Origin of the sequence: Nonomuraea sp. NPDC050404 (assembly GCF_040655495.1) — a bacterium.
Lineage (GTDB): Bacteria > Actinomycetota > Actinomycetes > Streptosporangiales > Streptosporangiaceae > Nonomuraea.
In genome coordinates, this window is the sequence record NZ_JBFAKB010000010.1 from 183,005 (window position 1) to 197,489 (window position 14,485).

General features: G+C 71.6%; 13 protein-coding genes. 2 read left to right on the forward strand and 11 right to left on the reverse strand.

What is annotated here, in order from left to right; translation table 11 throughout:
- Window positions 1–96: 96 nt before the first annotated feature.
- The 9 genes from AB0I81_RS27860 to AB0I81_RS27900 all read right to left on the reverse strand — a co-directional run bounded on the left by AB0I81_RS27860 (window position 97) and on the right by AB0I81_RS27900 (window position 6,189).
- The gene (locus AB0I81_RS27860) at window positions 97–513 is read right to left on the reverse strand and encodes a pilus assembly protein TadG-related protein (protein ID WP_360662232.1); all 417 of its coding nucleotides are present in this window, start codon (window positions 511–513) and stop codon (window positions 97–99) included.
- Window positions 510–908, reverse strand: a complete 399-nt coding sequence (locus AB0I81_RS27865) for a TadE/TadG family type IV pilus assembly protein (protein ID WP_360662235.1) — start codon at window positions 906–908, stop codon at window positions 510–512. The genes AB0I81_RS27860 and AB0I81_RS27865 overlap by 4 nt, the downstream gene beginning before the upstream one ends.
- Entirely contained in the window at window positions 905–1,297 is a 393-nt protein-coding gene (locus AB0I81_RS27870; protein WP_360662238.1) for a TadE/TadG family type IV pilus assembly protein, read from the reverse strand. The genes AB0I81_RS27865 and AB0I81_RS27870 overlap by 4 nt, the downstream gene beginning before the upstream one ends.
- 131 nt (window positions 1,298–1,428) lie before the next feature.
- On the reverse strand, window positions 1,429–1,671 hold the full coding sequence (locus AB0I81_RS27875; protein ID WP_360662240.1) for a hypothetical protein: 243 nt from the start codon (window positions 1,669–1,671) through the stop codon (window positions 1,429–1,431).
- Window positions 1,671–2,591 (reverse strand): type II secretion system F family protein, encoded by a 921-nt coding sequence (locus AB0I81_RS27880; protein WP_360662243.1) that lies wholly within the window; start codon window positions 2,589–2,591, stop codon window positions 1,671–1,673. The genes AB0I81_RS27875 and AB0I81_RS27880 overlap by 1 nt, the downstream gene beginning before the upstream one ends.
- 62 nt (window positions 2,592–2,653) lie before the next feature.
- Entirely contained in the window at window positions 2,654–3,505 is an 852-nt protein-coding gene (locus tag AB0I81_RS27885) for a type II secretion system F family protein (RefSeq protein WP_360662245.1), read from the reverse strand.
- 5 nt (window positions 3,506–3,510) lie between these two features.
- Window positions 3,511–4,806 carry an ATPase, T2SS/T4P/T4SS family gene (locus tag AB0I81_RS27890; RefSeq protein ID WP_360662248.1) on the reverse strand — a complete coding sequence of 432 codons (1,296 nt, stop codon included), beginning with the start codon at window positions 4,804–4,806 and terminating at the stop codon, window positions 3,511–3,513.
- Window positions 4,803–5,519 carry a hypothetical protein gene (locus AB0I81_RS27895; RefSeq protein WP_360662251.1) on the reverse strand — a complete coding sequence of 239 codons (717 nt, stop codon included), beginning with the start codon at window positions 5,517–5,519 and terminating at the stop codon, window positions 4,803–4,805. The genes AB0I81_RS27890 and AB0I81_RS27895 overlap by 4 nt, the downstream gene beginning before the upstream one ends.
- Window position 5,520: 1 nt before the next feature.
- Window positions 5,521–6,189, reverse strand: a complete 669-nt coding sequence (locus tag AB0I81_RS27900) for a hypothetical protein (RefSeq protein ID WP_360662254.1) — start codon at window positions 6,187–6,189, stop codon at window positions 5,521–5,523.
- Between the two features lie 340 nt (window positions 6,190–6,529).
- Between AB0I81_RS27900 and AB0I81_RS27905 the strand changes: the two genes are divergently transcribed.
- The gene (locus AB0I81_RS27905) at window positions 6,530–11,173 is read left to right on the forward strand and encodes an FtsK/SpoIIIE domain-containing protein (protein ID WP_360662256.1); all 4,644 of its coding nucleotides are present in this window, start codon (window positions 6,530–6,532) and stop codon (window positions 11,171–11,173) included.
- A gap of 3 nt (window positions 11,174–11,176) precedes the next feature.
- On the opposite strand, the gene AB0I81_RS27910 is transcribed toward AB0I81_RS27905, so the two are convergent.
- Window positions 11,177–12,556: a hypothetical protein gene (locus AB0I81_RS27910; RefSeq protein ID WP_360662259.1), complete on the reverse strand. Its 1,380-nt coding sequence runs from the start codon at window positions 12,554–12,556 to the stop codon at window positions 11,177–11,179.
- 5 nt (window positions 12,557–12,561) lie between these two features.
- Window positions 12,562–12,945, reverse strand: coding sequence for a hypothetical protein (locus AB0I81_RS27915; RefSeq protein ID WP_360662262.1), 384 nt, complete (start codon window positions 12,943–12,945; stop codon window positions 12,562–12,564).
- A 96-nt stretch (window positions 12,946–13,041) separates the two neighbouring features.
- On the opposite strand from AB0I81_RS27915, the gene eccB reads away from it, so the two are divergent.
- Window positions 13,042–14,484 (forward strand): type VII secretion protein EccB, encoded by a 1,443-nt coding sequence (eccB, locus tag AB0I81_RS27920; protein WP_360662265.1) that lies wholly within the window; start codon window positions 13,042–13,044, stop codon window positions 14,482–14,484.
- The last annotated feature ends 1 nt before the right edge of the window (window position 14,485 follow it).

Consider the following 14,485-nt stretch of genomic DNA (forward strand, 5'->3'; position numbering starts at 1 on the left):
TCCCCGGTCCAGCGTCGTTTCTCGCGCGTCCCGCATCCATCGAGTGGCGGGAATCGGTCTATCTCAGTTCGCAGCCCGTCCAAGAGGGCGTGCCGGTCATCTCGCCTCGGGAGCGGCGGTGGCCTGGCCGGTCGTCTCGGAGCCGGGGAAGCCGATCGCGGCGAGGAAGAACGCCTCCCACCGGACCGACACGGTGACGGTCACCTGCGTCTGCCCCTGGCCGACCGTGCACTGACCAGAGGTCACGGTGTCGTCGCCCTGCGCCGCGACGATCTCGTCGGCCCTGGCGCACACCTGGGCCTCCCCGAGCAGCCGTGTCTCCCCCGTCCGGCGTAAGAGATCCACGTCGAGCTCGTCGGCGCCGGCCCGCGCGGCCTGCTCGGCCACGTCCGCCGCCCGCAGCCGGGCGTTGATCGCCGACCCGCCGTCCACCAGCAGCCCGGCCAGCAGGAACACGACCAGGGAGAACAGCACGGTGAACACCGACATGGAACCGCGCTCGCCGGTCCTCATTCGATCCTCCTGAACTGCTCGATCGGCACCACGGCCGTCCCCCTGAGCTGCTTGGTGCCGCCGAAGCCGAGGAAGGCGAGGTCCAGCTCGCACGTCACCTCGGCCTGCACCTGACCGCCCTGCTCCCACTCGGACCCGTCCAGCGACACCGCCGAGGACTGGCAGCGTCCCTCCAACGCGCCGGTGGTGAGTCCTTCGGCGGCGGCCTCGGCGGCGTCGAGCGAGCGCTGTACGGAGGCCGCGCGCGCGGCGTCACGGGCCGCCCCGTTGACCCGTCCCTGCGACTCCACCAGCACCCCGGCCCCGGCCAGGAACATGAGGAACAGCAGGAAGACCGGGGCCAGCATGACGGTCTCCACCGCCATGGACCCCCGTTCACCTCTCCGTCCGCTCATGCGCAGTCCTCGCCGCCGTTGTCGGGCCTGAAGCACTCGACCGGGCCGCCGGAGGTGGCGTTGATGGTGAAGGCGAGGTCGGGCAGGAACGGGATCACCTGTACGGCGCTGCCGGTCACCGTGACGAATCGTTCGTCGGGCTCCTTCTCCGACGTCGTGGCGGTGGCGCCCTGCAACAGCCGGGGCCCGATGGCCCGGACGATCTCGGTGGCCTTCCCGGTGGCCTCCCCCGGCCAGGCGCCCGAGTCGAACGGCGCGGCCCTGGCCACGCGGGCACCCTCCCTGGCCGCCGCCTCGGCCACCTCACGCGCGTGGAACCAGAGGGCGACCTGCACGATGAGCAGCACGGTCGCGAGGATGACCGGCATGAGCAGAGCCAGCTCGATCACCGTCACACCGCGCTCACCCGGTCGCGGCCGGACCGCGGCATCCTGTGGCGGCCGGGCTCCCGCGTCCCGTCGCCACCGGATTCCCGCCGCCCGTCGCGGCCGGGCTCCCGCGTCCCGTGACGGCTTGATCGTCACGGAGCTTCGACGGGGGCGCCGCCACCACCACCGCCATCACCGAAGTTCTGTTGCAGCTCGCTCTGCTGCTGCTCGACCAGGGTTCTGATCAAGGTGGCCAGTCCGAGCGCCACCCCGGCGATGATCGCCGTGATGATCACCCACTCGACGGCGGATGCGCCCCTGGTGGGCGCCGTGCGGGCGTGGTGCACGCGCACGCCCAGGTACGCGCTGAGGTACACGATCCAGGGATGGTTCATCAGACCCCCAACATCTTCATGGCGGCGGGATAACTAAGGAAAATCACGAAACCGGCGCAGAGCAGGAGCTGCGCCACGAGCATCGACTGCGAACGTTCGCCCGCCCTGCCCTCGATCTCGGCCAGCTCGCGGCGGCGCAGCGTGGCCGCCCTGGCCGTGAGCGAGGCGCGTACCTTGGCGCCGTCGTCGGCCACCAGGCCGAGCGCGGCGGACAGGTCGCGCAGCTCATCGACGTTGATCTCCTCGCCGAGCTGGCCGAGCGCCTGCCACGGGGTGATGCCGACGATCCTGGCCCCGCGCAGGGCGTCCCGGATGCGGGCCATCGCCCAGTTGGGCTGTTCGCCGCTGACCGAGACGGCCATCAGCAGCGCCTCGGGGACGCCTCGGCCGCCGGCCAGGTTCATGGAGACGAGGTCGAGGAAGGCCCCGACGACGTGCCGGAAGTCGCGCCGCTTGGCCGCCGCGTCCTTCTTGACCTGCAGATCGGGCAGGAAGAAGAAGACGATGGCCACCAGTACGGCGCTCCAGAACGGGATGGCGGGGGACGCGCCCCAGCCCATGAGCACCAGCCAGCCCAGCAGCAGCGGGAAGGCCAGCAGGCCGCTGGCCGCCAGCAGCACCTTCGTGGCGAGGAACGCCTCGAACGAGCGGCCGACCAGGGCCAGGTCCGCCTTGACGGTCCTGACCTCCCAGCCGCGGGCGCCGTACAGGCGGGCCAGCCGGGCGCCGAGGCCGCGACGGAACGCGCCGACCTCCTCGTCGGGTAGCAGGAGCTGGATGCGGGGGGCGCCGGTGTCCTCGCGTACGGCGTCGAGCGCGAGCAACCGCGCCACCAGCCCGGGACGGGCCGGGAAAAGCGCCCGCAACAGGACGAACAACCCCAGCCCCAGCACCCCACCCGCCAGCGCACCCTCAACCATCCCCGCCACCCCCTCCCGCCACGACAGACCTTTCAGCCATCGCCGCCGCGACAAAGTGCCTCTCAGCCATCGCCGCCGCCCCCTCCCATGAGCAGCCGCGTGGGCTTGTCGAATCTGGCCAGCCGTCGCATCCAGGCGAACCCGGCCCCGAACAACCCCGCCACGACCACCAGCACCGCCTGACCGAGGGGACCCTCGTACTCCTTGACGTACTCGGGGTTGAACAACACGAGCGCCCCGGCGAACACCAGCGCCGTGATGACCACGATCTGCACGCTGCGCCTGGTGGAGCGGCGCTCGGCCTCGACGCGCCGGCGCATGTCGAGCTCCTCGCGGGCCGAGACGGCCAGCGCGCCCAGCACGTCGCGCAGCCCGGGACCGCGCAGCTTGGAGTTGAGGATGAGCGCGGCCACCACGAGATCGGCCGACGGGTCGTCGAGCTCGTCGGCGAAGCGGGCCAGCGCGTCCGGCAGCGCCATCCTGGTGTGCAGCCGGTCGATCAGGGCCCGCAGGTGCGGCCTGAGCATGGGCGCGGCGGCCCTGATGGACGACGGGATGGCCTGTTCGAGCCCGGCGGCGCCGGCGATCGTGTCCCGCAGCGACTCCGTCCAGGCGGCCAGCCCTTCCAGGCGGTGCATGGCGGCCCGCTCCTCGGCGGCCCCGCCGGCCAGCCCGCGCCAGGCGAACACGAGCAACACCGTGCCCACCGCCATGACCGGCCACTGGGTGATGACCAGGACCAGTCCGGCGGCCACCGCAGCCACGGCGGCGCGGGTGGTCATGAACCTGACCAGCTGGCGCTTGGGCCGGGACGGGCGGGGGCGCAGGCCGTACAGGGAGATGAAGAGAAGGAACAGGCCGCCGCCCGCCGCCGCGCCGGCCAGCAGTGCCAGCGGTTCGATCGTGATCGGCATCCGCCTCACCATCCCCCTGGGGAGTAGCCGTGGACGCTCAGCTCCTCCATGCAGGAGACCGGCGCGTGCGGCACGGCGCCGCCGTCGGGCCCCGGCACGAACACCTCGCTGGACAGGACGCGGCCGTCGCAGCCGTTGACCTCGCGGATGCTGGAGACGTAGCGGCGCAACGAGCCGCCCACGTGGTAGTCGTTGCGCTTCTCGATGAAGACCACGAAGTCGATGGCGCCCGCGATGAGCATGTGGGTCGCGTCGATCGGCAGGCGCTCGCTGGCCTGTAGCGCGTAGGTCGAGATGCGGTTGAAGACCTCCATGCTGGAGTTGGCGTGGATGGTCGACAGGGAGCCGTCGTTGCCCTGGGTCATCGCGTTCAGCATGGTGACGATCTCGTCGCCGAGCACCTCGCCGACGATGACGCGGCTGGGGTTCATGCGCAGCGAGCGCCGTACGAGCTCGGCCATGGAGATCTCGCCCTGCCCCTCGGAGTTGGGCAGGCGCTGCTCGAAGGCGACCACGTTGGGGTGCAGCTCGGGGAACTGGTCGAGGCCGATCTCAAGGGCGCGCTCGACGGTGATGAGGCGTTCGCCTGGCGGGATCTCGTTGGCCAGGGCGCGCAGCAGGGTGGTCTTCCCGGCGTTCGTGGAGCCGGCGATCATGATGTTCTTGCGGGCGGCGACGGCGGCCTTCAGGAAGCGCCGTATGTCCGGGCTGATCGTGCCGTTGCCCGCGAGGTCGGCCAGGAACACCTTGCCCAGGCGGGCGCGGCGGATCGACACGGCCGGCCTGACCGTGACGTCCATGACCGCGCTCAGCCGCGAGCCGTCGGGCAGGCGCAGGTCGAGTTGGGGGTTGGCGGTGTCGAACGGCCTGCTCGACAACCCCGAGTAGGCCGCCAGCACCTGGATGAGCTCGATCAGCTCGTCGTCGGAGTCGGCGACCGGGTCCTGGGTGAGCTCCTGGCCGTCGGCGTAGCTCACGAACACCCGGTCGCAGCCGTTGATGTCGATGTTCTCGACCTGGGCGTCGTCGAGCAGGGGTTGCAGCCGGCCCACCCCGAACAGCGCCGCGTGGATGCCGGCCGCGAGCGCCTCTTCCTCCTCCACGGTGGGCGGGGTACGGCCCAGGCCGATCTCGCTGCGGGCGTGCTCCTCCAGCACCTGGGAGATCAGCGCCCTGGCGAACTGGCGCTCGTCCTCGGAGGTCATCGGCGGCAACCCGCCGGCCTGGTCGAGGCGGCGCTGGTGGGCCAGGCGGTCGCCGACCTCCTGGCGGAACCGCTTGACGAGGGAGTGGTCGATCATCGGTGGCTCACCAGCCTCGCCGCCAGGTCGCGGGCGGTGCGGATGAGCAGCGAACGGTCCAGCCGGCCGCCCCACTGGCCGCGCAGCAGTTCGGCGCCCTTGGGGTCGTAGGCCAGGCCGTGCACGAACTGGACGACGGGGCCGACGATCCTGCGTACGTCCTCGATGGAGGCGCGGTAGTTGCGCGGGTCGGCGATCACGGCGACGCCGTGGGCCTTGCTGATCTGCAGGCGTTCGCGCAGGTGGGCCACGTGGTCGAGGGTGGCCCTGGTGAGCAGCACGACCTGCTCGGCCTCGGCCATGAGGTCGGCGAGTTGCGGGTGGGCGCCGAGCCGGCCGCAGTCGGCGATCACGTCGGCGTTCGGGAGGGCGGCCAGCGATCTGCCCAGCGGTCCCCAGAGCCAGGTGAGCCCGGCCGCCTGCTCGCCGTGCGTGAGCCCGACCAGCACGTCGAGCCCGCCGACGATCTTCTGGGTGTGCTGGTGGAGCTGCGCCGCCTCCAGCCCGCGCCGCGCGGTGGCGCCCAGCGTGAGCAGCCCCTTGCCGGGGTTGAGCACGCCGCCGCCCGCGGCGGGCAGCCGGTAGGCCAGGTCACCGCCGGCCGGGTCGCATTCGGCCAGCAGCACGGGACGCGGCCAGACCGCCGCCAGTGCCGTGGCGGCGGTGGTCACACCCGGCGCGCCCTTGTCGGCGGCCAGTACGATCAGCGCCACGTCAGCGTGCCCCCGGGAGCTCGGCCACCGCGATCTCTCCGCTGGAGGCGGCGGTCACGATCTCCGGCGCCGCCGGAGCCTCCACGACCACGGTGATCTGACCGGAATTCCCGGTTCTGGATCTGTCGCCCACGGAGAAGACGAGCGCGCTGGCGGCCAGCACGCGGCTTTCTCCCTGGCTGGTACGCGCCGGTACGAAAATGATCTGCACCCGGTCACCGGCCGACACTCCCGCGGGCATTTGCCCCGGCTTGAGCGCCAGCCCGACGGTGGCCTTTCCCTCGCCCAGCTCGCTGCTGACGCGCACGCCCATCCGGTTCGTCAGCAGGGTGCCGGGCAGGATGGTGACGGCCGCGAAGCTGTTGAGCACCTGCTCGCGCTGCGACCAGGAGACGAATTCGACGCCGGTGTCGGCGATCTTCACTTCTTCCAGCGCCTGCGGGCTGAACTTCTGGCCCGCGCCGATCTGCTGGGTGACGCGGATGGCGGAGACGCGGTCGCCGCTGTTCAGCAGGAGCAGGGTCGTGGCCAGCGCGCCGCCCAGGATGAGCAGGACGGCGAGCGCGGCCAGGGCCGGCTTGCGTTCCCTGGGTGGCACGGGGAGCTTTCGCGAGGCCGGGCCGGACAACCCCGCCGCCGCGTTCACGGCAGGCTTTTCACTGGTCCTCATGGGTGGGGGCTCCCGAAGCAAATAACGGAATTCACGCCATTATGTGGGGATTTCTGCGGCGCAGTGGGCGAAATTCGAGGACCCATGCTTGTTTCGCAGGTGGCATGATGTCAAGCGGAAATAATCTATGCCTATTGTTTCTACCGAGTTGACGTACAACCATTTTTCCGACTAGATGTCACTCCATTATCTTTGGCCCCTCCATTACCACCCCTCAACGTATTTGTCCGAGATACGGCGCTCCCCCATGCCATTGCCGTCAACCGGCGCACCCGGCCGCGTCACTGGCGCTACTTTGGCGCCCGAAGTCGTGCCCGAAGTCGACCGAGGAGACGGCACCATGCGGATCATGCTCACCGTGCTCGGCGGGCAGGGCGATCGTGACGTCGTGATCGATGGCGACGACGGCGCCACGGTCGCGAAGTTGTGCGCCGCGCTCAGCGATCATGGCCCGCTGGCGGAGGTCGTGCGGCTGCCCAAGTCCCGGGCGCCGTACGGACCGGCCCGGCCCGGCGGATCAGGCCCGCACGTGCCCCGGCCGCGTCAGCCCGAGCGGTCCGGGGCCGGGCCGGCGCGGGCCGGCACGGGGCCGCCCGTCCTGTGGCGGGACGGGCGGCCGCTCGACCCGCAGGCCCCGGTCACCGCCGTGCTGCGCGACGGCGACACGGTCACGCTCGACGGCCGGTTGTCCAGGGCCACCATCGTCCAGGAGCCCGGCGGGGTCGCCGAGGTGCGGGTGGTGGGCGGGCCCGCCGCGGGCGCGGTGCACCGGCTGGGGCTGGGCGCGCACGTCATCGGCTCCGACCCCAGGTGCGCGGTGGCGGCCGACGATCGGGCGCTGGCTCCCGAGGCGGTGACCGTACGGGTGACGCCGGAGGTCATCACCGTCGAGCGGGCGTGGCTGCCGCCGGACGAGACGCCCAGGCTCAAGCTCAAGGGACGATGGGCCGACGAGGTCGCCGAGCTCACGGCGCGCACGGCCGAGCGGGCGGCGGCGGAGCAGGCGGCCGGCTACGGCGAGGTGCCCGAACTGGACGGCAAGCCGCTCACCGAGCCGGTCGAGTGGACCGACCAGGCCGTGCTGACCTGCGGCTGCTCGGTGTTCGTGCTGACCTCGATCGAGCCGAGGGACGCGCACCTGGCGCCGCGCGGCGAGGGCGGCGTCGCCTACAACCGGCCGCCCAGGCTGCGGCGGCCCGATCCCGAGCGCAGGTTCGTCAGGCCCAAGGAGCCGACCAGGAACGAGGGGATGCGGCTGCAACTGCTGGCCGCGTGCCTGCCCGCCGTGCTCGGGTTCACGCTGGCGATAGCGCTCAAGCAGTGGTACTACCTGCTCGTCGCCCTCATGACGCCGGTCATCATGATCGGCCAGTGGTGGAGCGACCGCCGCCACGGCAAGAAGCAGCACAGGAAGGCCGTCAAGGAGCACCAGGAGCGGCTGCGCGCCTACGACGAGGACGTCGAACGGGCCCGCGTCGCCGACGAGGCGGTCCGCAGGGAGGACACGCCTGACCCGGCCCAGGTGCTGCTCACCGCCACGGGGCCGCGCAGGCGGCTGTGGGAGCGCCGGATCCACGACACCGACGTGTTGCGGCTGCGGGTCGGGCTCGCCGACCTGCCCGCCGACCTGGACCTGTCGGAGGAGCAGGGCGGGCCCATCGACCCGCCGATCTGCCGTTCCGTGCCGGTGGCGCTGCCCATGCGGCGGCTGGGGGTGGCCGGCGTGACGGGGCCCCGCCCGTACGCGGTCAGCCTGACGAGCTGGCTCATCTCCCAGGCGGCGACCCTGCACAGCCCGCGCGACCTGGCCATCGTGGTGGTCTCCGCGCACCCCGACGCCGAGCGGAGCTGGGGCTGGCTGCGCTGGTTGCCGCACTGCGCGCCGCGCGCGGGCGAGGAGTGCGTGGCGCTGGTGGGCGCCGACCCCGACTCGGCCGCCCGCCGGGTCGCGGAGCTGGCCGCGCTCATCGACGAACGCCAGAACACCGCCATCCCCGAGCTGGGCAAGGTCCCCACCGGCTGGGACGACCTGGGCGGGCCGGAGAAGCCCTCGTTCTCCACCTACGACGTACGGCCCTACGACGTCCTGGTGATCCTCGACGGCGCCCAGATCCTGCGCGGCCTGCCCAACATGCCGCAGGTGCTGCGCCAGGGCCCGCGTTCCGGGGTGTTCACGCTGGCCATCGACGACGACCAGCGCCTGCTGCCGGAGGAGTGCCAGACGGTGGCCGCGTGCGGCGCCGACGGCCTGGTCAACCTGCGCGGCGGCGGCCTGGACGCCATCGGCCCCGTGCTCGGCGACCTCGTCTCCCCCACCTGGTGCGACCGCCTGGCCAGGGCCCTGGCCCCGATCCGCGACGTGAGCAGGGACGATCCGGGCGGCAACCTCCCCGGCGCGGCGCGACTGCTCGACCTCATGGGCATGACCGCGCCCTCCGGGGCGGCGCTGGCCGCCCAGTGGGACGACCAGGGCAGCACCGAGGCGCTGATCGGCGTCGGCCCCGACGGGCCGTTCACGGTGGATCTCAAGTTCGACGGCCCGCACGGGCTGATCGCCGGCACCACGGGCGCGGGCAAGTCGGAGCTGCTGCAGACGCTGATCTGCTCGCTGGCGGTGGCCAACCGGCCCGACCAGCTCACGTTCGTGCTGATCGACTACAAGGGCGGGGCCGCCTTCAAGGAGTGTGTACGCCTGCCGCACACGGTCGGCATGGTCAGCGACCTGGACGGGCACCTGACGCAGCGGGCCCTGGACTCGCTGGCGGCCGAGATCCGGCGGCGGGAGCGGCTGCTGCTGGAGGCGGGGGCCAAGGACATCGACGACTACACGGGGCCGGGGCTGCCCCGGCTGGTGCTGATCATCGACGAGTTCGCCGCGCTGGTGGCCGAGTTGCCCGACTTCGTGACGGGGCTGGTGGACATCGCGCGCAGGGGCCGGTCGCTGGGCATCCACCTGATCCTGGCCACCCAGCGGCCGGCCGGCGTGGTGACGGCCGACATCCAGGCCAACACCTCGCTGCGGATCGCGTTGCGGGTGACCGAGCCCGCCGAGTCGGCCGACGTCATCGACACGCCCGACGCGGCGCACATCTCGAAGTCCACTCCCGGGCGGTGTTACGTGCGCTCGGGGGCGGGGGCGCCGGTCGCCGTGCAGACCGCCAGGGTCGGGGGACGCGGCCCCGCCAGGACCACGGCCGGTCCCGGCGGCGGGAACCTGCGCGTGCAGGAGGTGGACTGGCGTTCGCTGGCCAAGCCGCTGCCGCCGCCTCCGCAGCCGGAGGAGGAGGACTCCACGACCACGGACCTCACCCTCGTCGCCGACGCGCTCATCGACGCCGCCCGGCTGGCCGACGTCCCGATCCAGCCGAGCCCGTGGCTGGACCCGCTGCCCGCCCGACTCGTCCTGGACCTGCCGGAGGAACGTTGGGAAGGGCGCGATTTCGAGGAGGTCGCGCCGCTGCCGTTCGGCGTCACGGACCGGCCGTGGGCGCAGGACCGGCATCCGCTGGCGCTCGACGTGGCGCACGGCGGGCATCTGCTCGTCGCCGGCGCCGCGCGCAGCGGGCGTTCGACGGCGCTGCGCACGATCGCGGGCTCCATCGCGGCCCACGCCTCCCCGCAGGACGTGCAACTCCACGCCGTGGACTGCGGCTCCGGCGCGCTGCTGCCGCTGATGGCGATGCCGCACTGCGGGGCCGTGGTGACCCGAGATCAGCTCGACAGGACCGAACGGCTGCTGACCCGCCTGCGCGCGGAGATCGGCAGACGCCAGCAGTTGCTCGCCGAGGCCGGGCACGCGTCGCTGGCCGAATACCGGCAGGCGGGCAACCGGCTGCCCTGGCTGGTGTTCATGCTCGACCGCTGGGAGGGCTTCGTGGCCGCGTTCGAGGGCTACGACTACGGGCGGCTGATCGAGGCGGTGCTGCAGTTGTTGCGGGAAGGTCCGGCGGTGGGGCTCAGGGGGGTGATCAGCAGCGATCGGTCCGGGCTGCTCGGCCAGGTCTCGACGGTCTTCGACGATCGCCTGCTGCTGCGGTTGTCGGACGGCGCCGACTACGGGCTGGCGGGCTTCCCGCTGAAGGGGCTGCCCGCGTCGATGCCGCCGGGCCGGGCGCTGTCCATGGGCGAGCACGGCATCGTGGAGCACCAGATCGCGCTGCTGGACGCCGATCCCGCCGGTCCGGCGCAGGTGGCGGCGCTGCAGTCGCTGGCCCGTACCGACGGTATCGACACGGCCGGGCCGAGGCAGTCGCACGCGCTGGGCGTCGGCAGGGGGCCGTGGCGCTGGGAGGGGGCGCCGCCGCTGCGGGTGGACGCGTTGCCGATGCGCATCACCGCCGCCCAGACGATGGCGCTCGAACCGGAGTTCGCACCGCCCTCACCGCTGTGGGCGATGATCGGCGCGGGCGGCGACTCGCTGGCGCCCCTGGGGCTCGACCTGCAGTCGCAGGGGCCGGGGGCGGTGATCGCGGGGCCGTCCCGCTCCGGGCGGTCCTCGACGCTCATGACCGCCGCCCGGTCGCTGATCGCCCAGGGCACGCCGGTCATCGCCGTCACCCCCAGGCGCAGCCCGCTGCGGGACCTGGACGGGGCGCTGGCCGTGCTGAACGGCGACGCCACGGACCTGCCGGAGCTGGTCGCCGACCTGCATCACTACGTCGTGCTGGTGGACGACGCCGAACTGGTCAACGCGGACGGCCCGCTGGGCACCGCGCTGGAGGAGGTGATCCGCACCGGCCGGGACGGCGACCACGGCCTGCTGGTCGCCGGTGCGACGGGTGACCTGGCCGTGGCCTACCGGGGGTTCGTGGCCGAGGCGCGCAAGTCGCGTACCGGGCTGCTGCTGGCCGTGCAGGGGCAGACGGACGGAGACCTGTTCACGATCCGTCTGCCGCGCGGCATGGTCGGCGGGCCGCAGGGCCGCGGCCTGCTGGTGACGACCGGCGCCGTCACCCCCGTCCAGGCGGCCCTGCCCGAGTCGTGACCGTTACCCGATCTTGCTGTTCACCACCGAATCGGTGTCCCCGCCCCAGACGTCGTCGTCCTCGTGCAGCCAGGTGGTCGACTCCCGGTCCTGCTCCCCCTGGGCTCCCGCCCCGGCGCCCATGCCCATCGGCATGAAGGGCATGCCGCCCATGCCGTTGGCCCCGCGCGTGCCGGCGTTCGCCGCCGCCGGGGTGGCCAGGGAACCGCCCACCCCGCCGGTGGTGCCGCCGAACGTCGCCGGGCCACTGGGCGTGTTGGGTGAGTACTGCGTCTGCGGGGTGTTGAGGGTGTTGTAGTTCGGCGTGCTGTTGGGCGGGTTGCCGACGTTGGGCAGGTTCGTGGAGGGCTGGTAGTCCTGGAGGCTCGTCTTGGGGACGTTGGCCGCCGGGTTGTTCGGGTCCTGACCCGGGTTCGTGGTGCCGGGCACCGTGGGGGTCTGGCCGTTCGGGTTGGTCGGCTGGTTGGGGTCCGGCGTCCCGGGAGTGTTGGGGGAAGGCGTGCCCGGGGTGTTCGGCGAAGGCGTGCCGGGCTGGTTCACCGGCGGGGTGTCCGGGTTCGTCGAGTTGGGCGGCGTGTACGACGGCCCGTCGGTGTTCGGGATGCTGCCGTCGAAGTTCGGCGTCTGCGGCGAGCCGCTGGTCGGCGTGTAGGGGCTGCCCGAGTACGGCTGCCTGACGTCGGCGTTGGGAGTGGGGTAGTTCACCGGCGGCGGCTTCTCGATCGTGGGCTCCGCGGGCTTGATGTCCGGTATCGCGGTTTCGATCGAGTTCGGCATCCTCGCGTAGACCGCCTGGAGGTCCTGGCCGAACGTCTGCAGGTGCAGCCCGGCCAGTTCGTCCGGCGAGCCGAAGTCGTGGTCGGCGTTGTTCTCGACGGCATCGCCCGTCCCCGCCACGGCACCCTGCTTGTAGTAGCCCTTGTAGGTGCTGTAGATGTCCGGGATGCTGTCGTTCCAGGAGGAGTTGCTGCCACCGCCGTGCCACGTGCTCAGAATGCCCTTGGAGCCGTCCTGCATGAACGCCTTGTGATGTTTCACCACTTCGGTGAGGCCGTCCATGGCCTGGTGCATCGGCTCCATCGCCTCGACCAGCCTGCCCATCGTGACGTGCAGGATGCCGAGCGCCGTCTGCGCCTCGACCGAGGCCTCGCCCTCCCAGACCTTCTCAAGCGCGATGGCCTGGGTTTTGATCTCGCCCTGGGCCTTGATGATCGCTTTCCTGGCTTCCTCGTAGGAGGTCGCCGCCTTCGAGACACCCTGGGTGGCATCGAGACCGTTGAAGAAGGTCACGAGCTCCTCGACGCTGCGGCCCCCCGTGTCGACGTCCCAGGACGGGCAGGAGGGCTTGAGCATGTACGTTTCTTCCTTGGCCGGCTTCCCCATGCCGATCAGCTCCCCCCGAGGTTGGCCGTGTCCGTCACCTTGTAGTTGCCGGCTCCGGCGTCCACAAGGGAGATCGCGATGTTCAGCTTGGTCACGACCTCCTGATAGATCTCATGGAGCGACTTGTGGCTGCCCATCAGCTGCGCGGCGAAGTCGTGGCCGCCTCCCCAGCGCTCCACGGTCTTCAGGTGGTCGGTGAAGGTCTGGATCGTGTAGCCTGCCGCGTTGAAGTCGTGAATCGAGCCCGGGTTGCCGTAGCTCATCGTCTCAAGGGGTTTGAGCGCGTCGCGCAGTTCCCCGGCGATGGTCTCGATCTTCTTCGCGTCGTACGTGACGGCGTCCCGCTCGGCCTGCAGCCCCGGCCAACCCGGAGGCGGTTGCGTTCCCATATGGATCTTCCCCCTTGGCACTCGGTCAAGGAGCTTAGTGGAATGTTTCTTAGCCGTACAGAAGACTCATAGTCAACATGCGTAACATATGCCGATATGCAGACCCAGAAGGACCTCTATCAGGCGCATCGATTCATGACGCAACGCCTGGGACTGGCTCTGCTGCAGGGGGAGCCCGATCTGCCGGAGTCCCCCATGCGGCGGCACAACGTGGCCACGTTCGCCGGAATCATCATCGGCGTGCTGATCGTGGCGGCGTTCGGGATCTGGGGTCTGCTCAAGCCGGGTAACGCCACGAAGCTGACAGACGCCGGTCAGCTGCTGATCGAGGAGGAGACCGGCGCCTCCTACGTCTACAACCAGCAGAGCGGGTCGCTGCAGCCGGTGGCGAACTACGTCTCCGCCCGGCTGATGCTCGACGCCCAGGACATCAAGGTCAGAACGGTGTCGGCGGAGTCGCTGGCCGGCTTCAACCGCGGGCACAAGGTCGGCATCCAGGGCGCGCCCGACTCGTTGCCCAAGCGGGAGCGGCTGGTCAAGGCGCCGTGGTCGGCGTGCGTGGTCGAGGGGGCCGATGCCACCGGCGTACGCAAGGCGTTCGTCTCGCTCGTGGCGGGCACCGACCTCGGCGGCACACCCGTCGGCACCGACGCGCTGGTCGTCAACGACGGGCAGCAGGACTGGGTGTTGTGGTCCAACCGGCGCATGCGGGCGCCGCACGTGGACCGGCTCACCGACCAGGAGCCGCGCCGCGTGCCCGCCTCGTGGGTCAACGCCATCCCCGCCGGCGTGGACTTCTCCCCTCCGTGGGTCCCGCAGCGCGGCAAGAAGGCCGCCGCCCCCGGCGGCGGGGCGGCCAAGGCAGGACGCGTCTACAAGGTGCCCTCCATGACGGGCGGGGGCGATCGCTGGTACGTGCTGCTCACCGACGGCCTGGCGCCCATCAGCCACACGCAGGCGATGATGTTGCTGCAGGACCCGGGCAGCAAGGCCGCCTACGGCAAGCAGCCGGTACGCGAGACGGAGATCGACGCGGCGAGCGCCAACGCGACCAAGGTGTCCAAGCGCAACCTGCAGAAGCAGGGACTGCCCGCCACCATGCCGCGCTTCCGCGTGCCCGGCGTGTCGGCCCCGCTCTGCGCGGTGTACTCCGACACCCTGAAGGGCTCGACCAGCGCCAACCTGACCACGGGCAGCAGGATCCGGATCCCGACGCCCCCGGCGAGCGCCGGCCCCGACAAGGTCGACCAGGTGCTGCTGCCGCCCGGCGGCGCGGTGCTGGCCGGAACCCTGCCCGGTGACGGGCAACTGTCGGCGGTGCAGCAGTACTCGCTGATCACCGACCAGGGCAAGCGGTTCCAGCTGGCTTCCGGGGAGATCGTGGCCAAGCTGGGGTACGACGCCAAGGACGTCGCGCCGGTGCCCGCCCACCTGCTGCGGCTGATCCCCGACGGTCCCGCCCTGGACCCGGCGGCCGCCAGGACACCGATCCAGGACGCCCAGCCCCTGCGCCAGCAGCAACAACAACAGGCGCAGTGAC